This window comes from Streptomyces sp. AC512_CC834, assembly GCF_019049325.1.
Lineage (GTDB): Bacteria > Actinomycetota > Actinomycetes > Streptomycetales > Streptomycetaceae > Streptomyces.
This window is the reverse complement of the sequence record NZ_JAGMUO010000060.1, coordinates 26,597-53,021: the sequence shown is the minus strand read 5'-3', so window position 1 is coordinate 53,021 and position 26,425 is coordinate 26,597. Positions and strand designations below refer to the sequence as shown.

Here is a 26,425-nt window from a genome sequence, read left to right as displayed (position 1 = left end):
CAGTAGCGGGGACAGGATTTGAACCTGCGACCTCTGGGTTATGAGCCCAGCGAGCTACCGAGCTGCTCCACCCCGCGCCGTTGTGTTCACAACCCTAGCACGGCGCGGGATGGGCTTTGACCAGCTCGAACGCCTGGCTCGCAGCGGCGCGGTCAGCCGCTGTCCGAGCCTCCGCCGGCATCACCGGTCGGCGTCGCGCCCGGACTCGCCTTGTCGTCGCCGGCCTTGTCCGCGCTGTTCTTGTCGGTCTTGTCGGTCTTGTCGGCCTTGTCGTCGCCGTTCTTGCCACCGGCGCTCTCGTCGGCCTTGGCCTGTGCTTCCTCGGCCCGCTGGAGCGCGTCCTCAAGGTCCTTCTGTGCCTCGGCGTACGCGGCCAGATCCTTCTGTTCCAGGGCCTTCTGCCCGGCGTCGAAGGCCTTCTGCGCATCGCTCAGCGCTTCCCGGACCGTCGGATTCGTGGCCGTCGGTGGTGGCTCGGTCGTGTCGTCGCCCTCGTCCGGTGGCTGCTCGTTCTCGGCGGCCTGGGCTCCGAAGACCTTGTTGAGTGCCTCGTCGAGCGTGTCCTCGAAGGCGGTGTTGCCCCCGTAACTCACCAGGACCTTGCGCAACAAGGGGTACTTGAGATCGCCACCGCGGACGTAGACCGGCTCGACGTACAGCAGTCCTCCGTCGAGCGGCACCGTCAGCAGGTTGCCGTACTCGACCTCCGAGTCGCCGCCTCTCAGGAGTCTGATGGACTCGGCGATGTCCTGTTCGGAGTTGAACTGGCTCTGCACCTGTTTGGGTCCGTCGACGGTGGTACTGGTCGGCAGTTTCAGGATTCTGATCTTGCCGTAGTCACTCGTGCCCGCCTCGGCGTCGACCGACATGAACGCACTGAGGTTGTCCCGTCCGTTGGGCGTGAACGTCGTCGTCAGTGAGAACGCCTGTGCCTTCTGGTCGGGCATCTTCATGCTCAGGTAGTACGGCGGTACCGCGTCTCCCGACTTGTTGGTCGGGTCGTCCGGGACCTGCCACACCTCGCTGCCGCTGAGGAAGGTGTTGGCGTCCTTCACGTGGTAGCGCGTGAGCAGCTCACGCTGGACCTTGAACAGATCCTGCGGATAGCGCAGATGCGCCATCAGCTCCTTGGAGATCTCGCTCTTGTCCTTCACCGTGTCCGGGAACGCCTTCATCCAGGTCTTGAGGATCGGATCCTGGGTGTCCCACTGGTAGAGCTTCACGTCACCGCTGTACGCGTCGACGGTCGCCTTCACGGAGTTGCGGATGTAGTTGACCTGATTCTGCTGGGCCACCACCGCGCGCGAGTCGTTGTTGGCGGTCAGCGAGTCGGCGGTGGTGTCGCCGAGCGTCGTACGGGAGGCGTACGGATAGCCGTTCGTCGTCGTGTACGCGTCGACAATCCACTGGATACGGCCGTCCACCACCGCCGGATAGGCGTCGCCGTCGATGGTCAGCCAGGGGGCGACCGCCTCGACGCGCTCCTTGGGCGTGCGGTTGTACAGGATCCGCGAGCCCTCGCCGATCGCGCCGGAGTAGAGGATCTGCGGCTCACTGAAGGCCGCCGCGTACGCCGCCCGGTTGATCGGGTTGGACAGGTCGACCCCGCCGTCGCCCTTGTAGCTGAACGTCTTCTCCCCGGTGTCGTCGGAGTAGTCGATCTCCTTCTGGGGACCGCCGACGATCGAGTAGGTGGTGGTCTTCTCGCCGTAGTAGATCCGCTGCTCGTACTTTCCGAGGTCGCCCTCGGACGGCAGGTTGGACTCGGTGAAGACCGGGCGTCCCTCGGAGTCGACCTGGGTGCCCTTGGCCGCGACCACGCCGTAGCCGTGGGTGTAGCGGAAGTGGCTGTTGATCCAGTTCTTCTTCGGGATGCCGGCCAGGTTCAGCTCGCGCAGACCGATGACCGTGTCCTGGTCCTTGCCGTCCTTGGCGTAGCGGTCGACGTCCAGGTTGGTCGGGAACGCGTAGTAGTTACGCATCTGCTGAAGCTGCTGGAACGTCGGCGAGATGATGTTCGGGTCCATGATGCGGATGGACGCGGCGGCGTCCACGTCGTCACGGAGCTTGGTCTTGTCCTTGGTCTCGCTCTTGCCCGGGTACTCGCTGACCTGGGCGCCCTCGATGCCGTACGCGTCGCGCGTGGCCGCGAGGTTCTTCTCGACGTACGGCGCTTCCTTGGCCTGCTCGTTCGGCTGGACCTGGAACTTCTGGACGAGCGCCGGGTACAGGCCGCCGATGAGGATCGCGGAGAGCACCATCAGGCCGAAGCCGATCACCGGCAGTTGCCAGGTGCGCCGCCACAGCGTGGCGAAGAACAGCAGCGCGCAGATGACGGCGATGCAGAACAGGATCGTCTTGGCCGGCAGATAGGCGTTGGCGTCGACGTACCTGAGGCCCGTCCAGTTGTCGGTCGCCTTGAAGTCGCTGGACTTCACCGCAAGACCGTACCGGTCGAGCCAGTAGGCGACCGCCTTGAGGGCGACGAAGACGCCGATGAGCACCGACAGGTGACCGGTGGCGGCGGCCGTGGCGCGCGCACCCGGGCTGGTGACGCGGAGCCCGCCGTACAGATAGTGGGTGAGCGCGGCGGCGATCACGGAGATGATCACGGCTGCGAAACCGAAGCCGAGCAGGAACCGGTACCAGGGCAGGTCGAAGGCGTAGAAGGAGACGTCCAGTTTGAACTGGGGGTCCTTCTGCCCGAAGGACACGCCGTTGACCCACATCAGCCAGGTCCGCCACTGGCCGGACGCCGAGGCGCCGGCGATCAGGCCGACCAGCGCGGTGATGCCGAGCAGCAGCCACTTCTTGTACGGGGCGATGCCCATCCGGTACCGGTCGAGGTTCTGCTGCTCCATCGACATGGCGCTCAGCGGCGGCCGCAGGCGGTGGGCCAACCAGATGTTGAACCCCACGGCGAGCGCCATCAGCAGGCCGAAGACGAAGAAAAGTCCGATCTTGGTCCACAGGGTCGTCGTGAACACCGACGAGTAGTGGACCGACCGATACCAGAGCCAGTCCGTCCAGAATCCCGCGAACATGGTGAACGCCATGGCCAGCACGGCGAGGACACCAAGTGTCAGCAGCAGGGTTCGGACACGCCGGGACGGGCGGCCCACTCTGATCCGCGGCCCCGTCGGGGGGCCTCCGCCGCGGTCCGGCATCTGGAAAGCCAAGGTGCGCACCTCGAAGTTCGCTGTTGATCCGTCAGGCCCTCGGGTTCGCGGGCCCCCCGTGCGCCCCCGTGATCGCGGGCCCACACTTATGCAACTTACTCATCGTTTACTCGGTTCCCGATTCCGGCCATGAACGAGGCAGGATTGTGACTATGTCCAACACCCCGATGGCAGCGAGCCCCCTCACCCGGGCCGTACTCGAGATCGACGAGTACGTCTCCGGCCTCGGCTGGGACCAGCCCGCACGCCTCTTTGCACTTGTCGACACCGCACGTCTCAGGGCCGATCAGCCCTCGCTCGCGGACCGGCTCGGTCTGCGGGACGAGCCGGAGACCTCCGGCGTGACCCCGATCGAGCAGGACGAAGTTCCAACGGACCAGGCGCTCGACGAGTTCCTGGGCACCATCGCCTGGCCCGACTCGGTGGTCGGCTGCGCGCTCGCCGTGGAGCGCCTGATGCTGCCGCCCTCCGCCGAGGCCCAGGTGCCTCAGGGCCTCAACGAGACGAAGCTGGCGCAGTGGGTGGCGGAGCACCCGGACCGTCAGGAGGTCCGCATGACGGTCGCGGTCCTGCGCGACGGCGCCCGCGACTCGGCCCTGCGGCTGCGGGAGAAGGACGCGGCCACGGAGGTCCTCACGGGCTCCGATCTGGTGCCGGGTCTGGCCCAGGCGCTGACGGCGACCTTCGAGGAGTAGCGGCCGGCCGGGTTCCCCACGACCGCTCGTCGCGTCAGCGTCTCGTCGCGTCAGCCGGTCGTCGCGTCAGCCGGTCGTGCACTTCGGCAGGTCGGCGGTCTTTCCGGAGCTGATGTCCTTCAGCGCGCCGAGGGCGTCGTCGATGGTGTCCACCTTCACGAGGGTGAGCCCGTCGGGGGTGTCCTCGGCCGCCGTCGCGCAGTTGTCGGCGGGCGTCAGGAAGTACCGGGCTCCCTTGTCGTGCGCGCCGATGGTCTTCATGCCGATGCCGCCGATCGGACCGACCTTGCCGTTGTCGTCGATCGTCCCGGTACCGGCGACGAACTTGCCGCCGGTGAGGTCACCCGGGGTGAGCCTGTCGTAGATGCCGAGGGCGAACATCAGACCGGCGCTCGGGCCGCCGACGTCGGCGAGCTTGATGTCGATGGAGAACGGGAAGGTGTGATCGGTCCCGGCGGAGATCCCGACGATGGCGCGCTTCTCGCCGGCGTCGTCGGACGTCTCGGTGGTGATCGTGACCTTCTGCGTCTTCGTGGGCGTCCGGCCCTCCTTCTCCGCGGCGGCCTGCTCCTTGGCGGGCACGACCGTGAAGACGGTGTCCTCGCCGGGCTCGTGCTTGGTCACCAGCTCGGCGACGTCCGCGGGCTTCTTGACGGCGGTGCCGTCCACAGCCTTGATCACGTCACCGGCGTGCAGCCTGCCCTGCGACGGGGAGTCCTTGACGACCGTGGAGACGACCACCCAGGACTTCACCGGAATGTCGAGCGCCTTCAGGGCGGCGACCTTCGCGCTCTCCTGGGACTGGCTGAACTCCTCCGCGTTCTCCTGGGTGGCCTCTTCCTCGGTCTTGCCGTCCGGGTAGAGGGTCTCGTGCGGCACCACGCTGTTGTCGTGGGCCAGCCAGCCGTAGACGGCCTCCACGAGGTTCATCTTGTACTCGGCGCTGGTGACCCGGACGGTGGTCATGTTCAGATGACCGCTCGCCTCATAGGTCTTGTGACCGGAGATCTGCAGCACCGGCTCGCCGTCGTGGTCCCCAAGGGTGTTCACCGTCGGCCCGGGGGACATCTCCGAGTACGGCACGGGGATGAAAACACCCGCGCACAGGAGCGCGATCAGCATCAGGGTGGAGGCGAGCATCGTCGCGGTGCGGCGTGGCATGGCACGACAGTACGGGACGCGGCTGTCAGAGCACCGTCAGGGATGCGACCCGTCAGGCACCGGTGCGGGGCTTCTCCATGGCCTCGCGGAACCGGGCGTATCCGTCCAGTTCGGGACCGTCGCTGCGTGCCTTGCGGGTCCGGTTGGCCCAACTGCCCCACAGGCCCGCACCTACGGCGGCCACCAGTGGAATCAGCAACCAGGCAAGCGCTCCCATGCCCGACCTCCCAACCCCATGCGTGTCCGCGACTGACTGATCAGCAGATTAACCATCCGCAGTGACAACGCTCACGCCGGGGTGCGGGTTACGCAACCGGAGCCACGAGGGCTCTACGCGCCCTCAGCAAGCACCTACCCATTCATCGGTGCCGTCGGAGAACGTCTGGTGCTTCCAGATGGGCACCTCGTGCTTCAGGTCGTCGATCAGCTTGCGGCAGGCGTCGAAGGCCTCGCCCCGGTGCGGACAGGACACGGCGACGACCACGGCGAGATCCCCGACCTCCAGATCCCCCACCCGGTGCAGCGCCGCGAGCGCCCGTACGGGGTACTCCGCGACGACCTTCTCGGCGATCCGCCGCATCTCGGCCTCGGCGCTCGGGTGGCACGAGTACCCGAGCCGGTCGACGTCGGTGCCCCCGTCGTGGTTCCGGACGGTTCCCACGAACAGCGCGGTGCCGCCGGCCGCGTCGTCCCCGACGGCACGGAAGACCTCGTCCACGGAGAGGGGCGTCTCCCGGACGCCGATCAGCTTGACGGGGTCCGCTGCGGCCAGCTCACCGGGGTGGTCGTTCGTGGTTGCCATACGCCCATCGTGCCCCACGCCACGAACCGTGCGGAATAGCGTGATCGCCCGGCACGCGCGCGTACGGCGTTGGAGCCTCCTACAGAGCCTGTGGCCGGAGCGGGCGGGAACTGGCGGGAACAAGGCCGGAACGGGCGGGAGCGAGCCGGCGCGCGCCTCAGATGCGACGCCGGGCTTTGCGCGCCCGGCGCACGACCGCGGCCGCGCCCAGCAGCGCCACCGTCGCGCCCGCGGCCCCCGCCGCCGTCGCGTCCTTGCGCCCCAGGCGCCGCCCGGCGACCGTGTGCCGCCCCGCGACCTCCTCGAGCAGCTCGGCGAGCACCTCCTCGTTCGTGTACTTCGGACGCCAGCCCGCGTCGTGCAGCCGGCTGCCGCTCACCACCCAGGGGTACATCGTGTACGCCAGGTCCCCGGCCGGGGAGGGCGTCAGCCCGATCCGGTGCAGCCGGGCCGCCGCGCCGAGCGCGACCGCGGAGGGCAGCTCCATCCGCCGGATGCCGCTGAGCTCCTCGACCTCCTCCTGCTCCAGCCAGCCGTCGCACCCGACGGCCAGCTCGCCGTCGGCCTTCTCCAGGACGGCGTACTCCAGGGCACTGCACAGGTCGTCGATGTGGCAGAACTGCCAGGCGGGCCGCGATCCGGCCACGACGAGCAGCCGAGGGGACTCGAAGTACCTGGTCAGCGCGGTGTCCATGCCCCCGACCAGCACGCCGGGCCGCACGACGGTCACGTTGAGGCCCGGATGCGCCCGGGGCGCGCGCCGGGCGAGCCGCTCGATCTCGAGCAGGTCACCGACACCCGTGGCCTCGGCAGTGGCGCGCAGCTCGGCGTCCTCGGACAGCGGCAGCTCGTTGTCCGGGAGGGCGCCGTAGACCATCGCGGAGGTGCACAGCACGACGCGGTGCACGCCGGCGGCCGCGGCGGCGGTCAGGACGGTCTGGGTCCCCCGGACGTTGTAAGCCGTCCGGGCGGCCGCGTCGGTCTCCAGGTCGAGGTCGAGCGCCAGGTGCACCACAACGTCCGCACCTCGCAGTTTCTCGGCGATGGCCGGGTCCCGGACGTCCAGAATCTGCCACTGCGCCGCCTCGCACCCGCCGCGCCGTTCGTCGATGGCCACGACCTGTCTGACCTCGTCGGACGCGGCCAGCCGCTCGGTGAGCAGCGCCCCGACACCTGATGCGGCACCGGTGACCGCTACGACGGGTCCGCGCGCGCCGGGGCGGGCGGAACTGGTTGACTGGTTTCGCGCTGCGCGAACCTGCGGATCTGGGGAACTCACCGGGCGTCTCCAGCGGTTGTCTTCAGTACGGGCGCGAGCGACGCGTACGTACCAGGTGGCATCCATCCTGCCGCAGGCCGACAGTCGGCGAAGCACCGAGGCCCGAACGGCTTCGGGTGTCTACGCTGGGTGGTGAAGTCGGGCAGCCGTGCCGCCGGAAAGAACCGGCGGCCCTACCAGCCGAGGAATCCCGTGAGTGACACCCCATTCGGATTCGGCCTTCCGCCGGAGGAGCCGGACGACGGCGACGAGGGCAAGAAGAAGGACCAGCAGAGCGGCGGTGGTCAGGGACCGGCCAACCCGTTCGGTTTCGGGTCCGGAGCCGGAGGCCTTGGCGGCCCCGGTGCGGACAACCCGTTCGCTGCCATGTTCGGTTCCATGAACCCCAACGACCTGGGCGCCGCGTTCCAGCAGCTCGGCCAGATGCTCTCCTACGAGGGCGGTCCGGTGAACTGGGACATGGCCAAGCAGATCGCCCGCCAGACGGTCTCCCAGGGCACCCCGGACGGCCGGAAGGACGCCAGCGTCGGTCCCGCCGAGCGCAATGCCGTCCAGGAGGCCGTGCGCCTGGCCGACCTGTGGCTGGACGACGCGACCGCCCTGCCCTCCGGCGCGGGCACCGCGGTGGCCTGGAGCCGCGCGGAGTGGGTCGAGGCGACCCTGCCCGCCTGGCGTGAGCTGGTCGACCCGGTCGCCGAGCGCGTCGGCAACGCCATGGGCGACGTGCTGCCCGAGGAGATGCAGGCCATGGCCGGCCCGCTGATCGGCATGATGCGGTCCATGGGCGGCGCCATGTTCGGCACGCAGATCGGGCAGGCCGTCGGCGTCCTCGCCGGCGAGGTCGTCGGTTCGACCGACGTGGGCCTGCCGCTCGGCCCGGCCGGCAAGGCCGCGCTGCTGCCGGCGAACATCGAGTCGTTCGGCAAGGACCTCGGCGTGCCGCAGGAGGAGGTACGGCTGTACCTCGCCCTGCGTGAGGCCGCCCACCAGCGACTCTTCGCGCACGTGCCGTGGCTGCGCTCGCACCTGTTCGGCGCCGTCGACGGCTACGCCCGTGGGATCAAGGTGGACACGGCCAAGCTGGAGGACGTGGTCGGCCAGTTCGACCCGCAGAACCCCGAGCAGTTGCAGGAGGCTCTCCAGCAGGGCATGTTCCAGCCGGAGGACACCCCGGAGCAGAAGGCGGCCCTGGCCCGTCTGGAGACGGCTCTGGCGCTCGTCGAGGGCTGGGTGGACGCGGTGGTGCACACCGCCGCCAAGCCGCGCCTGTCCTCCGCCGACGCGCTGCGCGAGACGCTGCGCCGCCGTCGCGCCTCGGGCGGTCCCGCGGAGCAGACGTTCGCCACGCTGATCGGCCTGGAGCTGCGCCCGCGGCGGCTGCGCGACGCCTCCCGTCTGTGGGCGTCCCTGACGGACGCGCACGGGGTCGACGGCCGGGACGCCCTGTGGGCCCACCCGGACATGCTGCCGACCGCGACCGACCTGGACGACCCGGACGGTTTTGTCCACCGTGAGCAGCTCGACTTCTCCGAACTGGACAAGATGCTCGGCGAGGCGGCCGGCAAGCCCGACCTGGAGAAGAAGGCCGAGGAGAAGGACGAGACCGACGGCCAGGGCGACGGCAAGGGCGACGACACCGAGTGAGCCTCCATGACGACGCGCTCCTGGTCCTGAAGGACCACCGGGGCCAGGAAGAGCTGCGTCAGGTCTACCTGGACCACCTTGCGGCGCACCCCGACGGTCTGTGGAAGGCCTGTCGGGACGGGCACATCACGGCCAGCGCCCTGGTGATCGACCCGTCCCGTGAGCGGGTCCTGCTGACCCTCCACAAGAAGATGCGCAAGTGGCTGCAGATGGGCGGCCACTGCGAGCCGGTCGACGAGACGCTGGCGAGGGCTGCCCTGCGTGAGGCGACCGAGGAGTCGGGCATCGAGGGCCTGTCCCTGGCCCCGGGCGGTCCGGTGCGGCTGGACCGCCATCACACGCCCTGCGCCTGGCACCTGGACGTCCAGTACGCGGCGGTCGCCCCGGCCGGGGCCGTGGAGGCGATCAGCGACGAGTCCCTCGACCTGCGCTGGTTCCCGTACTCCGGGGTCGCGGACGTGGCCGACGACTCGGTCGTACGCCTGCTGGAGGCGACGCTCGCGCGGCTCTGAGCCGGCAGGGGGCCAGTAAGGGGTGACCGCCGTGGCGATCACCCCTTGACGAACGGAGCTCAGCGCCCCGTCCCGACGCCGGTCAGCTCCAGACGTTGCCCTGGTTCTGACTGCGGGCGCCGTGCTGTCCCATGCCGTACTGCGCGGCGACGCCCTGTCCGACCTGGGTGTTCTGCGGCGGCAGCAGCTCGCTGGGCTGGACGAGCGCGAAGCCGCTGCCCATGAAGCTCAGCTCCCAGCCCTCGCCCGTGTTGCCACGGCGCCGCCACACCCCGGAGGAGTGCGTCTGGGCCTGCATCTGCACGCGCAGGCCGGTGGACCAGGCGACGATCGCGTCGGCGTCGCAGTTGACGTACTTGTCGGGCGTCACCTGCATGAACAGCGGGGACCCCGAGGTCATCAGGGCGACCTTGCCGCGGCCGGTGATGTTGAGCTGGTACTTCCCCGAGCCGGAGATGCCGTACAGGCTGTCCACCGCGATGACCTCGTGGTGCAGGGACGAGTCCATCGCCAGTACGTAGCTGCTGTCGACGGTGAGACCGTCCTGGTCGACGTCCACGACGTGGACGCACTGGGAGAGGTTGGCGAAGAAGACTGTGCCCTGCCCGTGGCAGCGCATCAGGTCCAGGCCCTCACCGGTGTGCGCACGCGAGCGCGACTGGTTGTTGCTCTGGTACTCGGCGTCGAACTCGACGAGCCCCTGGTAGGCGACCATCGTGCCCTTGCGTGCGAGCACGTCGTCGTGGCCCGTCAGGGCGACGCGGAGCATGTGCTTGTTCTGCAGGCTCCAGACTTCCTGGGTCTGCTGGTCGTTGTAGGCGAAAAGCGGGCTCTGCATGATGTTCTGGCTCCCCCTCAGCCCCGGACCCGGAGGCGGTCGGTGCTGTCCTCGCTGGGCTGGACGACGACGATGCCCTGACCGGAGAAGGCCATCTGGAAGGCCTCGCCGCTGCCGCGGCCGATCAGCGACTGCGCCTTGAAGCTGCGCTTGCCCTTCACCTTGAGGTTCGGGGACCAGGCGACGAGTGCGTCCGGGTCGACGTAGGTCTCGTCCTCGCCACCGCCGCAGTCGACCACGATCGGCTTTCCCCGGGAGGTGAGCGCCACCCAGCCCTGTCCGGAGATCTTGGTGTTCCACAGGCCCTGCCCGGCGAACTTCGCCAGGCCCTTCACCCGCTCCACGCCCCACGTCAGGTGGGCGTCGAAGGCGAGCAGGTTGGTGGCGTTGACGGAGATCCCGTCGCCGTTGAGGTTGATGACGACGACGTTGGCGCCGTAGTCGGCGAGGTAGAGCAGACCGTCGCCGGAGCACTTCATCAGGGGCGCGCCCTCGCCGGTCATCCAGTCCTTCGCGATCTGGCGGACCGCCGGCGGGTTCGGCTCGTACTGGACGAAGCCCTCGTAGGCGGTCATCGAGCCCACGCGCGCGAGGAGGTCGTTTCCGGTCTGCATGGCGACCTTCAGCATGTGGTTGCCGTGGTTCTCCATGCGGGCACTGACGGGTGCGGGAGCATAGCCCGCGAGCGGCTGGTTCATGTCGGGCTCTCCCTCAGATCTCGTACGGCTGGACGACGACGAAGCTGCCGGGCGCCGCCCGGAACTGCAGGTTGACGCTCTCGCCCGTGTCGCCCGCGTAGGAGTTGCGGCGCATCCGCACCTGGCTGGAGACGACCACCTGGGCGGCGGCGGACCAGGCGACCACGGCGTTGCAGTCGGCGAACGTGGTGGGCGTGACCGGCAGCACCACGGGCACGCCACGCGTCTTGACGACGATCGTGCCGGTGCCCTGGAACTGCATCGTGAACAGCGCGCCACCCGGGATGCCGTGCCCCTCGATGCGGCGGACCTCGTACTGGAGGCTCTCGTCGAAGGCGAGGACGTTCTCCGCGGAGACGCACACGGCGTCACCCTGGAGCTCGATGGGGTGCAGCATCGCGGAGTTCTCCGCGAGGAACACCTGTCCCTTGCCGGTACAGCGCATTAGCTGCATCTCCTGGCCGGTGGCGTTGCCCACGACCCGGCCGGCGAATCCGGCGCCCTTGTAGCTGAAGTCGACCTTGCCCTGGTAGAGCACCATGCTGCCCTGCCGGGCGAGCACGGGCTGACCCTCCGCGCCGAGGTCGACGCGGACCAGCTTCTTGTTCTGCTGGGTCCAGCGCTGCCCGGGCGCCGTCTCCCGGAACTGCTGAAGCGCCGCCGTCACACCGGCGCCCTGCGGGGCGGCCGCGGGCATGCCGGGCGCCGCGCCTTGGGGAGCCTGCTGGCCGTAGCCCGGAGGCGGGGCCTGCTGGCCGTAGCCCGGAGGCGGGGCCTGCTGCCCGTAGCCGGGAGGCGCGGTCGGCGGCTGCCCGTAACCGGGCGGCGGCGCCGGGGCCTGGGGCGCCTGCGGCTGGCCGTAGCCGGGGGGCGGCGGCGCGGTCTGGCCGGGAACCTGCCCGTACGGCGGCTGCTGACCGGGCTGGCCCGGCTGGCCGTAGGGCGCGGGCGCCGGGCCCGGGGGCGGCACCGGGGCGCCGCCGGGGGGCGTGTTCATGGGCGCGACGATGGTCTGCGCGGCGTGCACGTCCGGCCCGGACGCCGGGGCGGGAGCCGGTGGCGGCGTGGCGGCGGGCGGAGGGGCGAAGCCCTGCGGTGCGGGCTGCGGCGCGGGGGCCGGGACCGGTGCGGCGGCGGGGCCGCCGAAGGCCGGCGGTGCCGAGGCCTGGGCGGGCGGGGCGAAGCCCGGGGTGGCGCCGGCCTGCGGCTGCTGCGGGGCGGGCGCCTCTTCCTGGGCCACCTCGCCGCCGAAGTTCCTCAGCAGCGCGTCGAGACCGCCGTCGAAGCCCTGGCCGACGGCGGCGAACCGCCACACGTCCTTCAGATAGAAGTCGCCCAGCATCACGGCGCGCTCGGTGGAGAACTCCGAGCCGCTGAACGGGTACCGGGCCACCTCCTCGCCGCCCGCGACGATCCGGATGTATCCGGGTCCGACCTGCGACATCTGGCCCGCGCCGTCGATCGTCGCCGTGAAGGACAGCTTCTGGATCTGCTGCGGAATCCTGTCGAAGGTGACCCGGAAGGCCTCCGTGTCACCCGCCTGTGCGCCCAGGAGCTGGATGGACTCCTCGGGGGTCTTCGGTTGGTTGAAGAACACGAAGTACCGGTCGTCCGACAACCGCTCGTCGGCGTCGAGACCGAAGCAGCTAATGTCGAAGCTCAGCCCGGGGCCCGAGATCTGCACACCGACGTACAGATCCGTGCCCGCGGTGAGGTCACTGATCCTGGCCTTGTGGCCGCGTTGAAATTCCCTGGCCATGCGTTACGACCGTCCCCCATCCGAATGTAAGTGCGTCGCGACAGGCTAACGGCAAACACCGACACCGGAGGAGGTCGGTACAGACCCGGTACGAAATCCGTGCGCGGCCGTGTCGGACTCCCTGCCGGGGGCGCGCGCTACTCGCTGCGGGCGCCGGGTACGTGCGGCAGCCGGTCGGCGGCGACCACGCCCTCCAGGTAGCCCCGGGCGCGCTCGGTCCGCGGATACGCCTCGAGCAGCCGCCAGAACCGGGGCCCGTGCCCGGGAACGAGCAGATGCGCCAGTTCGTGGAGGAGCACGTAGTCGACGACGTACTCGGGCATGCCCTGGAGGCGGTGCGACAGCCGGATGCTTCCCTCGGACGGGGTGCACGAGCCCCAGCGGGTGTTCTGGTTGGTGACCCAGCGGACCGCGGTGGGCCGGGCCCGGCCGTCGAAGTACTGACCCGACAGGCGCTCCGCGCGCTCGGCCAGCTCGGCGTCGCCGAGGACGCGCTTGCTCTCCTGGGCGGCCAGCTTGTCCAGCATGACGCTCACCCAGCGTTGCTCCTCCGCCTCGGACATCCGGGCGGGGATCAGCACGACGGTGCGATCGCCTTCGCGGTACGCGGATACCGTCCGGCGTCGCCGGGCGCTCCTGCGCACCTCGATCGCGCTCGTCCCCGAGCTGCTCGGCGGCGGATTCGTCGGTGTGCGCTGGGGCGCCCCGGCGCGGTGCAGTGGGTCGGCGGACACGCCACGACGTTACCCGCTGCACACGGGGAAGTCCCGGCTCATGGACGCTTCGGTGCCGATCCGCCACCTCTCCGTTGAGATGCACGACTGATTTGTATGACGAATATCCACCACCTGTGGACAACTTTCGGCACCCCGCCGCGCATCCGGGCATGCTGGCACTCGCATCCGAAGACGTACGGGGGACCTGGCATGCATCCGATGGTGAAGCCCGCGCTCAGGCGCGGCTGGCGCGACCTGAACACCGTGCAGTTCGGGATGACACCGGCGCACGCGCTGACGTTCGCACCGGTGGACACGGCGACGGGCAGCTTTCTCGAACTGCTCAACGGCACCCGTGGACCGGAGCTCCTGCGCGAGGCGGGGCACCGCATGGACCTGCCGGACGGGCATGTCGACCGGGTGGTGGAGCGACTGGCGCGGGCCGGTCTCCTCGACGACTCCCGGGGCGGCGGTCCGGCCGCCGACGCCCTGCGGGAGAAGAGCGACGTCCTCGACCGGCTCCGCCCCGACCTGGCCTCGCTGTCCCTGACCACCTCCGAACCGGGCGACGCGATCAGACACCTGGCCGCCCGACGCGCCCTGCGGGTGGGGGTGCGAGGTGCGGGTCGGGTGGGCGCGGTGCTGGCCGCCCTGCTGTCGGGTGCGGGCGTCGGCGAGATCGACGTGCGCGACGGCGGACGCGTCGAGCCCTGGGACGTCGCACCCGGCGGGCTCCCCGCGGAGTCCGTCGGCGACCGCCGCGACGAGACGGCCCGCCGTGTCGTCCGCCGGGCGGCCCCCGACCGGCCGCCCCGCCGAGGCCGGACGGCACCGCCCGAGGAGGGCGCCCCGGGCTTCTCCCTGGTGGTCGTCGCCCCGCGCGACGACGTCGCGGTGCACACGCCCGATCCCGCCTCGGCGGATTCCCTCATGGCCTCGGGTACGCCCCACCTGTACGCCGGGGTCGTGGAGGGGACAGGCGTCGTCGGTCCCCTGGTGCTGCCCGGCGAGACGGGGTGCGCCGGCTGTCTGCACGCGGACCGCGCCGACCGGGACCCGGCGTGGCCGCGCCTGGTGGCGCAGTGGCGCTCCGGCCGGCAGCGCCGGGTACCGCCGCCCTGCGACCTCACCCTCGCGACGACTGTCGCCGGGTACGCGGCGGCCCACGCGCTCGCCTTCCTGGACGGCCGGACGCCCTCGAGCGCCGGCGCCCGCTGGGAGGTCTCGCTGCCCGGTCTGCGCTGGCACGCACGGCCGGTCCGGGCACACCCCGCGTGCCCGTGCGGAGCCGTTGGGAAAGGTAAGCGGGAACACATCCCCGAGGACGGGGAGCGGCGCGCGACAATGGCTGGGCAAGGGCCGTCGCCGGAACCACGCCACGAGGCGGAACCGGCACGGCCGGCTGGGACTTGGAGGGCGCATGTCTGATCTTCCGCGCAAGGCGGTCACCCGGACCGCCAAGCTCGCCGCGCTCCCGCTCGGCTTCGCCGGGCGGGCCACCTGGGGGCTCGGCAAGCGGATCGTGGGCGAGTCCGCGGAGATCGTCGGCCAGCAGTTGCAGCAGCGCACCGCGGAACAGTTGTTCAAGGTGCTGGGCGAGCTCAAGGGCGGGGCGATGAAGTTCGGGCAGGCCTTGTCCGTCTTCGAGTCGGCGCTGCCCGAGGAGGTCGCGGGCCCCTACCGCGCGGCGCTGACCAAACTCCAGGAGGCGGCACCGCCGATGCCGACGAGCACGGTGCACTCCGTGCTCGCGGAGCGCCTCGGAGAGGACTGGCAGGAGCTGTTCCTGGAGTTCGACGACAAGCCCGCCGCTGCCGCCTCGATCGGGCAGGTGCACCGGGCGGTGTGGCACGACGGCCGCGAGGTGGCGGTCAAGGTGCAGTACCCGGGGGCCGGCGAGGCGCTGCTGTCCGACCTGAACCAGCTAAGCCGCTTCGCCCGCCTGCTCGGCCCGCTGGTCCCCGGCATGGACGTCAAGCCGCTGATCACGGAGCTGAAGGACCGGGTCTCGGAGGAGCTGGACTACGACCTGGAGGCACAGGCCCAGCAGACCCATGCCGAGGAGTTCGCGGACGACCCGGACATCGTGGTGCCGGACGTCGTCCACCAGTGTGAGCAGGTGCTGATCACCGAGTGGATCGACGGCATCCCGATGTCGGAGATCATCACCAACGGCACGCCGGAGCAGCGCGACCGGGCCGGCCAGTTGCTGGCCCACTTCCTCTTCTCCGGTCCGGCGCGCACCGGACTTCTGCACGCCGATCCGCACCCCGGCAACTTCCGTCTGCTGCCCGGCGGTCCGCAGGGCGAGGACGACTGGCACCTGGGCGTCCTGGACTTCGGCACGGTCGACCACCTCCCGGGCGGCCTGCCCGAGCCCATCGGCGAGGCTCTGCGCATGACGCTGGACGGCGAGGCGGAGGCCGTCTACGAGATGCTCTGTGCGGAGGGCTTCGTCAAGGAATCGATAGAGCTGGACCCCGACGCCGTTCTCGACTACCTGCTGCCGATCATCGAGCCGGCCAGGGTCGACGCCTTCACCTTCACCCGCGGCTGGATGCGGAGCCAGGCCGCCCGCATCGGCGATCCCCGCTCCCCCGCGTACCAACTGGCCAAGCAGCTCAATCTGCCGCCGTCGTACCTCCTGATCCACCGTGTGACCCTGAGCACCATCGGTGTGCTGTGCCAGTTGGGGGCGACGGTCCGGCTGCGCGACGAGCTGGAGGAGTGGCTGGTGGGGTTCCTCCCCGAGGACGAGGCGGAGGAGACGGCAGCGGAGGCGTGACCCACCGGCGCCGAACGCGGCGTGGGGGCCGGTCCGTTCGGACGGACCGGCCCCCACGGGCAGAGCTTCGTCTCCCGCGTCGGGAGACCACCGCTTCAGGTGTGTCGGTTACTGCATGACCGCCATGGCGAGCGCACGCCGAGCACGCAGCGAGGCGCGCTCCGCCCGGCGCTGCATCCGGCGAGCGGTCACCAGGCGCAGCGCCAGGCGTTCCTGCTCGGCCTCGTGCAGGCGGTCGTGCATATGCGCACGAGCCAAGGCTTCTGGGATGAGTTGCATCTCACGGGTCCTGTTCTGACGCGAGTCCTTCGCGCCACTGGTGGTGAAGTCTTCAGGCGTGGTGCCTGCGATGTCGTGGGTGGACGGCTTCATCGGGGCCTGCTTCTGGGGGTCGTACGTCAGGGGGCGGTCGATCGTTCCTGCGGTGTTCATGCCGAGACCGGGTTCTTGCGCGGGCGGCCACGGGGCCGCTTCCGGGCAACGACGACACCCTGGACGAACAGCTCGCCACCCCAGACGCCCCAGGGCTCACGCCGCTCCTTGGCGCCGGCGAGGCAGGCCTCGATCAGCGGGCAGGTGCGGCAGAGGGACTTGGCGTACTCGACGTCCGCGGGCGACTCGGCGAAGAAGACCTCCGGGTCGTAGGAGCGGCACGGGACGGGCACGCCGAGGTTCTCGATGGCGTCGTCGAGCGCGGTGAGCGCGGTGAGCGGGGTCAAGGTGGAGTCCTCCGTGGAACAGGGCTTGGGGATCGTGTCGGAAGGCGGTACGGACGGGGCGTGCGCTTCGAGTTGCACGGGTGGTCTTCCTCGTCTGGTCGTTCCGGCCGGTTGGCCGGGTGGCGGCTTGGTACCGGGTTCTTTTCTTGTCCCGAGGCTCCTTCGTGCTGTCGTCCCCGTTCGGGGACAAACAGAAGGGCCGCGGATCCCGGGTGGGGTTCCGCGGCCCTGAAGGCGCCGGCCTGATCGCCGATCAGGCTGGATCACTCCAGGGTTCTGGCCCACGGAAGGCCCACATCAGGTGGTGCTGCGTCGTCTGCTTCCGGAATCCGGCACCGGTCGCGGTAAAGGCATAGGCCTGCGCCTGTGCCGTTACTGCTGCTTCCAGTGCCTTGGTCGGTCGCTCATTGCGCTCACGGACGGGAAGGCCCGCGGGGGCGGCGGAGAGGGCGGCCGGACGCACGGCACGAATGCCGGACAGACCGGTGCCCGAGTTGGAAGCGCCGAGTGTGCACAGGGAGACGGCCGAGCGATCGGTCATTTTGGCGGTGGAGCTGACGACGGAGCTGATGTTGATGCTGATCACTGGACTCGCCTCCTCTCGGCGTCTCGGGGGACTGGGACGAACCAGTCCGCGGATATGCAAGTACAACACGGATTCAGGGCCTCCGGGAAGGCCGCTGTCCCCATGACCAAGAACCTATGGGGATTCCCGGGGCATGCGCAAACTATTTTCTCGACGAGTTTGTATCAGCCGTCGTCGTCACGCCCCACTCCCTCCTGGCCTGCGCAGATGGCCAGGACGTCGGCTCCGTAGCGGTTGAGCTTGCGCGCCCCGACGCCCGGGATCCGTGCCAGATCACGCTCGTCCTCCGGGACGGACTCGGCGATCGCCATCAGAGTCTTGTCGGTGAAGACGCAGAACGCAGGCTGTCCGCTGCGCCCCGCCTGCACCGCCCGCCACTCGCGCAGCCGCTCGTAGACGCCCTCGTCCATGTCGGAGGGGCAGCCCTCGCAGCGCATCAGCTTCATCTCACCGGCGTCGGTGAGCGTGCGCCCGCAGACCCGGCAGCGGGCCGGCGTCCGCCGGGTCCGTCTCGGCACGGCGGTCACGGCGGCCGCGCCCCCGAATCCGCGCTCCACGCCTCCGGAGCCGACGGCGGCCGCCCGCCCGTCGGCCGTGCCCGAACCGGGCCGCAGCCCCTTGAGGAACCGACTGGGCCGACGGCTCGCCCGGCCGCCGGGCGAGCGGGCCAGCGCCCAGGACAGGTGCAGGCGTTCGCGCGCGCGGGTGACGCCGACGTAGAGAAGGCGGCGTTCCTCCTCGATCTGCTCGTCGGTCTTTGCGTAGGCGATCGGCATCATGCCCTCGGCGACACCGACGAGGAAGACGACGTCCCACTCCAGGCCCTTGGCCGAGTGCAGGGAGGCGAGGGTGACGCCCTGCACCGTCGGGGCGTGCTGGGCGCCCGCCCGCTCGTCGAGCTCCACAACAAGGTCGCTCAGTGTGGCTCCCGCTCTGGCGGCGGCGAAGTCCTGGGCGAGGCCGACCAGCGCGGCCAGCGACTCCCAGCGTTCCCGCACCGCACCCGAACCGGCCGGGGGCTCGGTCGTCCAGCCCTCCCCGGACAGCACCGCGCGCACCTGCGAGGGCAGGTCGACGACGTCGTCGAGGAGGGAGTCGTTGCCGCCGAAGCGCGCCGCGGCGCGCAGCGCGCTGTTGGCCCTGCGCACCTCCGGCCGGTCGAAGAAGCGCTCCGCGCCCCGTAGCTGGTAGGGGACGGCAGCGTCGGCGAGAGCCTGCTCGTAGGACTCCGACTGGGAATTGGTGCGGAACAGGATCGCGATCTCGGCGGCGGGCACGCCCGAGTCGATGAGCCCGCGGATGCGGCGGGCCGCGCCCTCGGCCTCGGCCGGTTCGTCGGTGTACTCGGCGTAGACGGGCTCGGGGCCCGCTGAACGCTGGGAGACCAGCTCCAGACGGTGATCGGCGGCCCGGCCCCGGGCCTGGGCGAGCAGGCCGTTGGCGAGGTGGACGACCTGGGGGGTGGAGCGGTAGTCGCGGACCAGCTTGACGACGGTGGCACCGGGATGGCCGGTGCGGAAGTCGAGCAGATGGTCGGGGGTTGCTCCCGTGAACGAATAGATCGTCTGGCTGGCGTCGCCGACCACGCACAGGTCGTCGCGGTCCCCGAGCCACAGCTCCAGCAGACGCTGCTGGAGGGGGCTGACGTCCTGGTACTCGTCGACGACGAAGTGCTGGTACTGGGCGCGTACCTGGTCGGCGACGTCGTGCCGGTCCTGGAGGACGGCCACCGTCAGCAGCAGCACGTCCTCGAAGTCGATCACACCGCGCCCGCGCTTGAGGTCCTCGTAGGCGGAGTAGAGCTGGGCGATCTCCGCCGGGTCACGGGGCGCCTCACGGCCTGCCCTGGCCGCCGCCAGGGCGTAGTCGGCGGGGACGGTCTGGGTCACCTTGGACCACTCGATCTCCGCGGTGGCGTCGCGCAGCTCGCCGCGGTCGAGGCGGATGCGGCAGGCGGCGGCCGCGTCGGCGACGAGCTGGATCTTGCGGTCGACGAGCCTGGGCAGGGAGCCGCCGATCGCTTTCGGCCAGAAATACTGGAGCTGGCGCAGCGCCGCCGAGTGGAAGGTGCGGGCCTGGACGCCGGACGCCCCGAGTTGGCGCAGCCGGCCGCGCATCTCCCCGGCGGCACGGTTGGTGAAGGTGACGGCGAGGACGCTGGAGGGCTGGAGGATCCCGGCGCGCACGCCGTAGGCGATGCGGTGGGTGATCGCGCGGGTCTTGCCCGTACCGGCTCCCGCCAGCACGCACACCGGGCCGCGCAGGGCGGTCGCCACCTCGCGCTGCTCGGGGTCGAGCCCTTCGAGCACCGCGTCGGCCGAGTCCGGTACCTGCGGGAAGAGGGTGGAGTGCGTTGCTGCTGTCACACCGCCATGCTGCCAGGTCTCGCGAGACGGGTGTGTCGGTTGTCCACAGGCGCGCACCGATAGTCGTACCAATGCGACAGGCGTCACGCGCCGGGAATGGTGGCGCCGCCGCGGACGTTCCCTTCGTGCGAACTCATCCCCGAGCCGCCGTTTCCCAGAGTCGCCGAAGGAGCACGAGAGACATGCCGGGCACTGTGACGATGTACAGCACCACGTGGTGCGGCTACTGCCGTCGGCTGAAGAGCCAGATGGACCGCGAGGGCATCGCGTACACCGAGGTCAACATCGAGCACGACCCGGAGTCCGCCGCCTTCGTGGAGAAGGCGAATGGCGGAAACCAGACGGTGCCCACGGTTCTGGTACTTCCCGCCACGGGTGACGGCGAGGTGGTCATGACGAACCCGAGCCTTGCCCAGGTGAAGCAGGCTCTCGGCGCGTAAGCGGTGCTCGGATAGGCCATGGATGCGTGAGCCACGGATGCGTGAGTCATAGAGGGGTGGCCCTCCCCTGCCGGGGAGGGCCACCCCTCTATGGCGTTCTGCCTCAGAAGGCGCCGCGCGTCGGCAGTGGCCTGCCGTACCAGAGCTCGATGAGGCGGGCCGCGATCGAGATGCCGTAGGGCGGGAGCACCTCGCCGGACTCGAAGGCGGCGCCCAGTTCCTCGCGGGAGAACCAGCGCGCCTCGTGGATCTCGTCTCCGTCGACGTTGATGTCGGTCGAGGTGGCGTGGGCCATGAAGCCCAGCATCAGGCTGGACGGGAAGGGCCACGGCTGGCTGGCGACGTACTCGACGGGGCCGACCGTGATGCCGGCCTCCTCCTGGACCTCGCGGCGCACCGACTGCTCGATGGACTCGCCGGGCTCCACGAAACCGGCGAGGGTCGAGAAGCGGCCCTCGGGCCAGTGCACCTGGCGGCCGAGCAGGATGCGGTCCTCGGCGTCCGTGACCGCCATGATCACGGCGGGGTCGGTGCGCGGGTAGTGCTCGGCGCCGCAGGCGGGGCAGCGCCGGATGTGGCCGGCCGCGGCGATGACGGTGCGCTCGCCGCAGCGGGAGCAGAACCGGTGCAGGCGCTGCCAGTTCTCCAGGGCGACCGCGTGGGCCATCAGGCCCGCGTCGCGGGGCGACAGGAGCAGACCGGCCTCGCGCAGGCCAGCCGGGCGCGCGGACTGGTCCATGCGGCCGGGCAGGGAGTCCTTCTGGAGGGCGAAGTAGCTGGTCCCGTCGTCGTCGGTGCCCAGGAAGTAGCGGTGTGCCTCGGTGAGCGGGGCCTCGAAGGAGGGGGTCATGACGACTTCGGTGGCCCCGTCGGGCGTCTCGTCGATGAGGACCTGGCCGCCGGAGACCACGAAGCAGCGCGTCGAGGGGTGGCTCCACGCCGCCGCGAGCCAGGCCTCGTCGAGGCGGTGGTGGGCGGCGCGGTCGATGCCGCTCGGGGCGGTGAGCGAGATGGGACGGTCGGCGGTGCGGTCGGTCCAGGTGGTCACGGGTGCTTCCAACTCCCCCGGTGAGCGGGTCGGTTCGGCAGGCGGGTTCAGCGGTTCGTACGGCGGGTGGTGACCGGGTCCGGGAGGGTGCGGCGGTGCGGGCGGCATTTCCAGTGTGCCGCGCGCGATGCCGATCCGGTCCGGAGACGGTCCGGGGACGGTTCGGGGACAGGGCGGGGCGCTCAGGGCTCGTGACGCCAGTGCTCCGCCAGGTCGCCCCAGAGGTGGGCGGAGGTTTCGACGCCCTTGAGGAGCAGGTCCAGTTCCACCTTCTCGTCGGGGGCGTGCCAGCCGTCGGACGGGACGGAGATGCCGAGGAACAGCACCGGAGCGCCGAGGACCTCCTGAAGGTCGGCGGCCGGTCCGGAGCCGCCCTCGCGGGTGAAGCGGACCGGTTTCCCGAAGGCCCGGCCCATCGCGCGGACCACCGACTGCAGCGCCGGGTGGTCGAGCGGCGTCAGGCACGGGCGCGTGGCCCCGCTGAAGGTGACCCCGCACCGGATCCCGGCGGGCACCTGCTCGACGACCCAGGCACGGACGGCCTTCTCCACGTGGTCCGGGTCCTGGCCCGCGACCAGGCGGAACGAGAGCTTCACCATGGCCGACGAGGGGATGACCGTCTTGCTGCCCGGACCCTGGTAGCCGCCGCCGATGCCGTTGACCTCGGCGGTGGGGCGGGCCCAGACGCGCTCCAGGGTGGTGTGTCCCGCTTCGCCGTGGGCGGCGTGCGACTTTGCCGTGTGCAGCCACTGCCGCTCGTCGAAGGGCAGCTCGGCGAAGAGTTCACGTTCGCGGTCGGTGAGTTCGATCACGCCGTCGTAGAAGCCGGGGATCGTCACGCGCGCGTGCTCGTCGTGCAGGGCTGCCACGAGGCGGGCGACGGCGGTGGCCGGGTTGGGGACCGCGCCGCCGAAGGAGCCCGAGTGGATGTCCTGGTCGGGTCCGTGCAGCCGGATCTCGCATTCGGCCAGGCCCCGCATGCCGGTGCAGACGGTGGGGGTGTCCTCGGACCACATGCCGGTGTCGGAGACGATCACCGCGTCGGCGGTGAGCCGCTCGGCGCGCTCGTCGACGAGGGCACGGAAGTGCGGGGAGCCGGATTCCTCCTCGCCCTCGATCAGCAGCTTGAGGCTCACCGCGGGGGTGGTACGGCCGGTGGCTGCGAGATGGGCGCGGACGCCGAGTGTGTGAAAGAACACCTGCCCCTTGTCGTCGGCCGCCCCGCGCGCGTACAGACGGTTTTCGCGGACGACGGGCTCGAAGGGGTCGCTGTTCCAGCCGTCCTCGCGGGCGGCGGGCTGTACGTCGTGGTGGCCGTAGACGAGGATCGTCGGTGCCTGCGGATCTGCGGAGGGCCACTCGGCGAAGACCGCGGGGGCGCCCTCGGTCGGCCAGACCTCGGCGGTCGGGAAGCCGGTCTCCTTCAGCTTGGCGGCGAGCCAGTCGGCGCTGCGGTGCACATCGGTCGCGTGGTCGGGCTGGGCCGACACGGACGGGATGCGCAGCCAATCGACGAGGTCGTCGAGGAAGGCGGCGCGGTGCCGCTCGATGTACGTACGGACAGCGCTGACAGCATTGTCAACGGGGTGGCTCATGCTCACGAGCCTATCGGCCCGCACGGGCACCCCGATCGTGCGGTTCGTCACCGACCGGCTCGGCCAGCAGCAGCTCCTCCAGCGCGACGCGGTCCGGCAGGCCCTCGGGCCGTACGACCTCGCCGGTGCGTACGTACAGGAACGCGGCCGTCACCGATTCCAGCGGTACGTGCTGCTGCTCGGCCCAGGCGAGGCGGTAGAGCGCGAGCTGGAGCGGGTCCGCGGTGGCGGCGCGGTTCGTCTTCCAGTCGACGATCTCGTACGTCGCCGTCCTGCCGTCGCCCGCCTTGTAGACGGCGTCGATCCGTCCGCGTACGACCCGCCCGGCGAGCGAGAGCTGGAAGGGCGCCTCGACGCGGAAGGGGGTGCGGCGGGCGTATTCGGTGCGTTCGAAGGCGTCCTTCAGGAACTCCAGATCGTGTTCGTCGGCGATCTCGGCGTCGCTGCCGGGCAGCTCCTCCGGTTCCAGCAGGGGCAGCGTCAGGGGTTCGAAGCGGGCCTCGACCCAGGCGTGGAATCGGGTGCCTCGGCGGGCGGCGGGCTGGGGCGGGCGGGGCATGGGACGGGCCAGCTCCTGTGCGAAACCGTCCGGGTCGGCGGCCAGGCTCAGCAGTTGGGAGGCGGTCAGCGACGCCGGGAGAGGGACCTTGGTGACGCTCTCGCGGGCGCGCAGGAGTTCGCCGGTGAGCGCGTCGAGGTCGCGGTCCCAGGAGGCGACGGTACGGGCCTCCTCCGGCGTGAGGCGGGCACGGGCCTGGTGAGGGACGGTGGGGCGATTCCGCGGAGCGGCGGCATCCGGTGGAGCGGCGGCCGGTGGACCGGTGGGATCCGCCGGGGCGGTGGGGCGGTCCGCGGTCCAGGAGTCCCAGGCGGCGGGGTCATCGGTCCGGTCGGGGTCCGCTTCCTCCTGGAGCATGTCGTCGTCCTCGGGGGGCGGCGGCCAGTCCGGGTCGTCGTAGGTGTCGGGGTCGTGCGGGGCGCCGGCGGGGTGGGCTTCCTCGTGGGAGGCGAGGCCGTCCAGGTGGGCGAGGACTGTCTCGGCGGCGGCCCGACGGCGGGCGAGTGCCGAGTCGTCCAGGGGCAGGGGCCAGACCTCGGCGGCGGTCGCCCGGTGCAGGGCCGGGTTCTCCTCGTCCTCGGCGGGTTCGTCCGCCCAGGCCTCGATCTCGCCGTGTCCGGCTGCGCAGTGCTCGTACAGGGCCGTGAGGAAGTCGGACGGTCCGCGGGGCTTCTTCTGGCTGGGGCCCCACCAGTGGCCGGAACCGAGGAGCAGGGAGCGGGGGCGGGTGAAGGTGACGTAGCCGAGGCGCAGCTCCTCGGTGTGCTGGTGGTCCTTCATGGCCTCGTGGAAGGCCCTCAGGCCCCGGGAGTCCCAGGACTCGACGACGGGCAGGGTGTCGGCGTCGCCGCGCAGGCCGTGCGGCAGCACCTTGCCCTGGGCGGTCCACTTCTCGCGGCCCTGGCCGCTGGGGAAGGTGCCGGTGACCAGGCCGGGTACGGCGACGACGTCCCACTCCAGGCCCTTGGACCTGTGGGCGGTGAGCACCTTGACGGTGTTCTCGCCGCCGGGCAGGGCGTTGTCCAGGCCCTTCTCGTACTGGGCGGCGGTGCGCAGGAAGCCGAGGAAGGCGAGGAGGGTGGCCTCGCCCTCGCTCGCCGCGAAGGACGCGGCGACGTCCAGGAAGTTGGACAGGGTCTCGCGGCGGCGGGCCGCCAGGGCGTGCGGGGACGCCGACAGCTCGACCTCCAGTCCGGTGACGGCCAGAATCCGGTGCAGGACGTCCATGAGCGGGTCGGACAGGGCTCGGCGCAGGTCGCGCAGTTCGGTGGCCAGCCGCGCGAACCGCACGCGCGCGTCCGGTGAGAAGGGCAGCCCGTCGTCGTCACCGGTGCCGTCCAGCGGCGTCTCCAGGAAGGTGTCGAGGGCGTCCGCGAGCGATATCACCTCGGACGGGTCGACTCCCTCGACGGCCTCGGCGAGTCTCCGGTCGGGGTCGTCGTCGCCCTCCACGCGCGCGTGGCTCACCAGCAGCCGGGCGCGGCGGCCCAGGAGGGCGAGGTCGCGTGGGCCGATGCGCCAGCGGGGCCCGGACAGCAGACGGACCAGGGAGGCGTTGGCGCCCGGGTCCTGGAGGACTTCGCAGACGGCGACCAGGTCGGCCACCTCGGGCAGGTGCAGCAGCCCGGACAGGCCCACCACCTCGACGGGGACGTCGCGGGCCACCAGCGCGCCCTGGATCTGCGCGAAGTCGGTCGCCGTGCGGCACAGGACGGCGATCTCACCGGGCGCCTTGCCGGTGCGTACGAGGTGGGCGACCGAGTCGGCGATCCAGTCGATCTCCTCGGCGTGGGTGGACAGCAGGGCGCAGCGCACCATGCCGTCGCGCTCGGCGCCCGGGGCGGGGCGCAGGGCCTCCACGCCCGCGTGCATGGCGCGCAGGGGCTCGGCGAGGCCGTTGGCGAGGTCGAGGAGGCGGCCGCCGCTGCGGCGGTTCTCGCTGAGCGCCTGACGGGCGGCGGGGCGGCCGTCCGCGTGTGAGAAGTGCTCGGGGAAGTCGTCGAGGTTGGCGACGGAGGCGCCGCGCCAGCCGTAGATCGCCTGGCAGGGGTCGCCCACGGCGGTCACGGGGTGGCCGGTGCCGCCGCCGAACAGGCCCGCCAGGAGGATGCGCTGGGCCACCGAGGTGTCCTGGTACTCGTCGAGCAGGACGACCCGGAACTCGTCGCGCAGGACGCGGCCCACCTCCGGCAGCCCGGCGAGCTGTGCGGACAGGGCGATCTGGTCGCCGAAGTCGAGCAGGTCCCGTTGGCGCTTGGCGGCCCGGTAGCGGATGACCAGGTCGGCCAGCTCGCGGCGCGCGGCGGCTGCCTCGGGGACCTTGCGCAACTCGGCGTTGCTGAGCCTGACGCCGTGCAGGGAGTCCAGGAGGCCGGCGTCCCAGGCGCGCAGTTCCTCGGGGCGTACGAGGTGTTCGGCGAGTTCGGCGTCGAGGGCGAGGAGGTCGCTGACCAGGTCGGCGAAGGATCGGGTGAGTGCCGGGTAGGGGCCGGGGGCCTCGCGCAGGACTCGCGCGGCGAGCTGGTAGCGGGTGGCGTCGGCGAGCAGCCGGGAGGTCGGCTCCAGCCCGAGGCGCAGACCGTGGTCGGTCAGCAGGCGGCCCGCGAAGGCGTGGTACGTCGAGATCGCCGGCTCGCCCGGCGGGTGGTCCGGGTCGATCACGTCGGGGTCGGTGACGCCCGCCCTGACGAGCGCCTTGCGGACGCGTTCGGCGAGTTCACCGGCGGCCTTGTTGGTGAAGGTGAGACCGAGGACCTGTTCCGGGGCGACCTGGCCGGTGCCGACCAGCCACACCACGCGTGCCGCCATCACCGTCGTCTTGCCCGACCCGGCTCCGGCCACGATCACCTGCGGGGCGGGCGGCGCGACGATGCATGCCGTCTGCTCGGGGGTGAAGGAGATGCCGAGGAGCTCCTTGAGCTGCTCGGGATCGGTGATGTGGGCGGGCACGTCAGAGAGGCTAGCGGCGGGCACTGACAGTGGGTGCCGGATCTCCCTCGGGGGCGAGAGAAGCGCAGGTCGACCGACGTGGTGCGACTTGTCAC

The 26,425-nt window shown here is 71.0% G+C and carries 22 protein-coding genes and 1 tRNA gene; 6 read left to right on the top strand and 17 right to left on the bottom strand.

Annotated elements, in window-relative coordinates:
• Positions 1–3: 3 nt before the first annotated feature.
• Both KUM40_RS21030 and KUM40_RS21025 read right to left on the bottom strand, forming a co-directional pair.
• A tRNA-Met gene (locus KUM40_RS21030) sits at positions 4–77 on the bottom strand.
• A 75-nt stretch (positions 78–152) separates the two neighbouring features.
• Positions 153–3,167 carry a UPF0182 family protein gene (locus tag KUM40_RS21025; RefSeq protein WP_217167670.1) on the bottom strand — a complete coding sequence of 1,005 codons (3,015 nt, stop codon included), beginning with the start codon at positions 3,165–3,167 and terminating at the stop codon, positions 153–155.
• 164 nt (positions 3,168–3,331) lie between these two features.
• Between KUM40_RS21025 and KUM40_RS21020 the strand changes: the two genes are divergently transcribed.
• Entirely contained in the window at positions 3,332–3,874 is a 543-nt protein-coding gene (locus KUM40_RS21020; protein ID WP_217167568.1) for a PPA1309 family protein, read from the top strand.
• A gap of 66 nt (positions 3,875–3,940) precedes the next feature.
• Here KUM40_RS21020 and KUM40_RS21015 read toward each other — a convergent pair whose 3' ends face one another.
• The 4 genes from KUM40_RS21015 to KUM40_RS21000 form a co-directional block, all read right to left on the bottom strand.
• Entirely contained in the window at positions 3,941–5,035 is a 1,095-nt protein-coding gene (locus tag KUM40_RS21015) for a PDZ domain-containing protein (protein ID WP_217167567.1), read from the bottom strand.
• 52 nt (positions 5,036–5,087) lie between these two features.
• Positions 5,088–5,252, bottom strand: a complete 165-nt coding sequence (locus KUM40_RS21010; protein ID WP_167469678.1) for a hypothetical protein — start codon at positions 5,250–5,252, stop codon at positions 5,088–5,090.
• Between the two features lie 123 nt (positions 5,253–5,375).
• Positions 5,376–5,837, bottom strand: a complete 462-nt coding sequence (locus tag KUM40_RS21005) for a molybdenum cofactor biosynthesis protein MoaE (RefSeq protein WP_217167566.1) — start codon at positions 5,835–5,837, stop codon at positions 5,376–5,378.
• 157 nt (positions 5,838–5,994) lie between these two features.
• On the bottom strand, positions 5,995–7,116 hold the full coding sequence (locus KUM40_RS21000) for an SDR family oxidoreductase (protein WP_217167565.1): 1,122 nt from the start codon (positions 7,114–7,116) through the stop codon (positions 5,995–5,997).
• Between the two features lie 192 nt (positions 7,117–7,308).
• On the opposite strand from KUM40_RS21000, the gene KUM40_RS20995 reads away from it, so the two are divergent.
• A complete protein-coding gene (locus KUM40_RS20995; RefSeq protein ID WP_217167564.1) occupies positions 7,309–8,760 on the top strand; it encodes a zinc-dependent metalloprotease in 1,452 nt (483 codons plus the stop codon).
• Complete coding sequence (locus KUM40_RS20990; RefSeq protein WP_217167563.1) at positions 8,757–9,272, top strand: NUDIX hydrolase; 516 nt, start codon at positions 8,757–8,759, stop codon at positions 9,270–9,272. The genes KUM40_RS20995 and KUM40_RS20990 overlap by 4 nt, the downstream gene beginning before the upstream one ends.
• Before the next feature lie 82 nt (positions 9,273–9,354).
• On the opposite strand, the gene KUM40_RS20985 is transcribed toward KUM40_RS20990, so the two are convergent.
• From KUM40_RS20985 to KUM40_RS20970, 4 genes are all read right to left on the bottom strand, one after another.
• Positions 9,355–10,110 carry an AIM24 family protein gene (locus KUM40_RS20985; protein ID WP_217167562.1) on the bottom strand — a complete coding sequence of 252 codons (756 nt, stop codon included), beginning with the start codon at positions 10,108–10,110 and terminating at the stop codon, positions 9,355–9,357.
• Positions 10,111–10,127: 17 nt separating this feature from the next.
• Complete coding sequence (locus KUM40_RS20980) at positions 10,128–10,808, bottom strand: AIM24 family protein (RefSeq protein WP_217167561.1); 681 nt, start codon at positions 10,806–10,808, stop codon at positions 10,128–10,130.
• A gap of 13 nt (positions 10,809–10,821) precedes the next feature.
• Entirely contained in the window at positions 10,822–12,567 is a 1,746-nt protein-coding gene (locus tag KUM40_RS20975; protein WP_217167560.1) for a TerD family protein, read from the bottom strand.
• Positions 12,568–12,704: 137 nt separating this feature from the next.
• Entirely contained in the window at positions 12,705–13,301 is a 597-nt protein-coding gene (locus KUM40_RS20970) for a M48 family metallopeptidase (RefSeq protein WP_217167559.1), read from the bottom strand.
• A gap of 192 nt (positions 13,302–13,493) precedes the next feature.
• Here KUM40_RS20970 and KUM40_RS20965 point away from each other — a divergent pair, with 192 nt between their 5' ends.
• Positions 13,494–14,711 carry a TOMM precursor leader peptide-binding protein gene (locus tag KUM40_RS20965; protein WP_217167558.1) on the top strand — a complete coding sequence of 406 codons (1,218 nt, stop codon included), beginning with the start codon at positions 13,494–13,496 and terminating at the stop codon, positions 14,709–14,711.
• Positions 14,704–16,068 carry an AarF/ABC1/UbiB kinase family protein gene (locus KUM40_RS20960; protein WP_217167557.1) on the top strand — a complete coding sequence of 455 codons (1,365 nt, stop codon included), beginning with the start codon at positions 14,704–14,706 and terminating at the stop codon, positions 16,066–16,068. Before KUM40_RS20965 ends, KUM40_RS20960 begins: the two co-directional genes overlap by 8 nt.
• 108 nt (positions 16,069–16,176) lie before the next feature.
• Here KUM40_RS20960 and KUM40_RS20955 read toward each other — a convergent pair whose 3' ends face one another.
• The 4 genes from KUM40_RS20955 to KUM40_RS20940 all read right to left on the bottom strand — a co-directional run bounded on the left by KUM40_RS20955 (position 16,177) and on the right by KUM40_RS20940 (position 19,796).
• The gene (locus tag KUM40_RS20955) at positions 16,177–16,500 is read right to left on the bottom strand and encodes a hypothetical protein (RefSeq protein WP_217167556.1); all 324 of its coding nucleotides are present in this window, start codon (positions 16,498–16,500) and stop codon (positions 16,177–16,179) included.
• Positions 16,497–16,865, bottom strand: coding sequence for a WhiB family transcriptional regulator (locus tag KUM40_RS20950; RefSeq protein WP_003973786.1), 369 nt, complete (start codon positions 16,863–16,865; stop codon positions 16,497–16,499). Before KUM40_RS20950 ends, KUM40_RS20955 begins: the two co-directional genes overlap by 4 nt.
• A 175-nt stretch (positions 16,866–17,040) precedes the next feature.
• Positions 17,041–17,373, bottom strand: coding sequence for a hypothetical protein (locus KUM40_RS20945; RefSeq protein WP_217167555.1), 333 nt, complete (start codon positions 17,371–17,373; stop codon positions 17,041–17,043).
• Between the two features lie 164 nt (positions 17,374–17,537).
• Positions 17,538–19,796, bottom strand: coding sequence for an ATP-dependent DNA helicase UvrD2 (locus KUM40_RS20940; RefSeq protein WP_374227403.1), 2,259 nt, complete (start codon positions 19,794–19,796; stop codon positions 17,538–17,540).
• 125 nt (positions 19,797–19,921) lie between these two features.
• On the opposite strand from KUM40_RS20940, the gene KUM40_RS20935 reads away from it, so the two are divergent.
• Positions 19,922–20,179, top strand: a complete 258-nt coding sequence (locus KUM40_RS20935; protein ID WP_217167553.1) for a mycoredoxin — start codon at positions 19,922–19,924, stop codon at positions 20,177–20,179.
• Between the two features lie 103 nt (positions 20,180–20,282).
• Here the strand turns inward: KUM40_RS20935 and nudC are convergent, their stop codons facing one another.
• The 3 genes from nudC to KUM40_RS20920 form a co-directional block, all read right to left on the bottom strand.
• A complete protein-coding gene (gene nudC, locus KUM40_RS20930) occupies positions 20,283–21,227 on the bottom strand; it encodes an NAD(+) diphosphatase (protein WP_217167552.1) in 945 nt (314 codons plus the stop codon).
• Positions 21,228–21,409: 182 nt separating this feature from the next.
• Positions 21,410–22,822, bottom strand: coding sequence for a dipeptidase (locus KUM40_RS20925; protein ID WP_217167551.1), 1,413 nt, complete (start codon positions 22,820–22,822; stop codon positions 21,410–21,412).
• 10 nt (positions 22,823–22,832) lie between these two features.
• Complete coding sequence (locus tag KUM40_RS20920) at positions 22,833–26,330, bottom strand: ATP-dependent DNA helicase (protein WP_217167550.1); 3,498 nt, start codon at positions 26,328–26,330, stop codon at positions 22,833–22,835.
• Positions 26,331–26,425 lie beyond the last annotated feature (95 nt).

Bases quoted from the DNA above. Each gene is read 5' to 3' on its own strand.
- KUM40_RS21025 (WP_217167670.1), bottom strand. From the start codon at position 3,167: ATGCCGGACCGCGGCGGAGGCCCCCCGACGGGGCCGCGGATCAGAGTG.
- KUM40_RS21020 (WP_217167568.1), top strand. From the start codon at position 3,332: ATGTCCAACACCCCGATGGCAGCGAGCCCCCTCACCCGGGCCGTACTC.
- KUM40_RS21015 (WP_217167567.1), bottom strand. From the start codon at position 5,035: ATGCCACGCCGCACCGCGACGATGCTCGCCTCCACCCTGATGCTGATC.
- KUM40_RS21010 (WP_167469678.1), bottom strand. From the start codon at position 5,252: ATGGGAGCGCTTGCCTGGTTGCTGATTCCACTGGTGGCCGCCGTAGGT.
- KUM40_RS21005 (WP_217167566.1), bottom strand. From the start codon at position 5,837: ATGGCAACCACGAACGACCACCCCGGTGAGCTGGCCGCAGCGGACCCC.
- KUM40_RS20985 (WP_217167562.1), bottom strand. From the start codon at position 10,110: ATGCAGAGCCCGCTTTTCGCCTACAACGACCAGCAGACCCAGGAAGTC.
- KUM40_RS20980 (WP_217167561.1), bottom strand. From the start codon at position 10,808: ATGAACCAGCCGCTCGCGGGCTATGCTCCCGCACCCGTCAGTGCCCGC.
- KUM40_RS20975 (WP_217167560.1), bottom strand. From the start codon at position 12,567: ATGGCCAGGGAATTTCAACGCGGCCACAAGGCCAGGATCAGTGACCTC.
- KUM40_RS20965 (WP_217167558.1), top strand. From the start codon at position 13,494: ATGCATCCGATGGTGAAGCCCGCGCTCAGGCGCGGCTGGCGCGACCTG.
- KUM40_RS20960 (WP_217167557.1), top strand. From the start codon at position 14,704: ATGTCTGATCTTCCGCGCAAGGCGGTCACCCGGACCGCCAAGCTCGCC.
- KUM40_RS20955 (WP_217167556.1), bottom strand. From the start codon at position 16,500: ATGAACACCGCAGGAACGATCGACCGCCCCCTGACGTACGACCCCCAG.
- KUM40_RS20935 (WP_217167553.1), top strand. From the start codon at position 19,922: ATGCCGGGCACTGTGACGATGTACAGCACCACGTGGTGCGGCTACTGC.
- KUM40_RS20925 (WP_217167551.1), bottom strand. From the start codon at position 22,822: ATGAGCCACCCCGTTGACAATGCTGTCAGCGCTGTCCGTACGTACATC.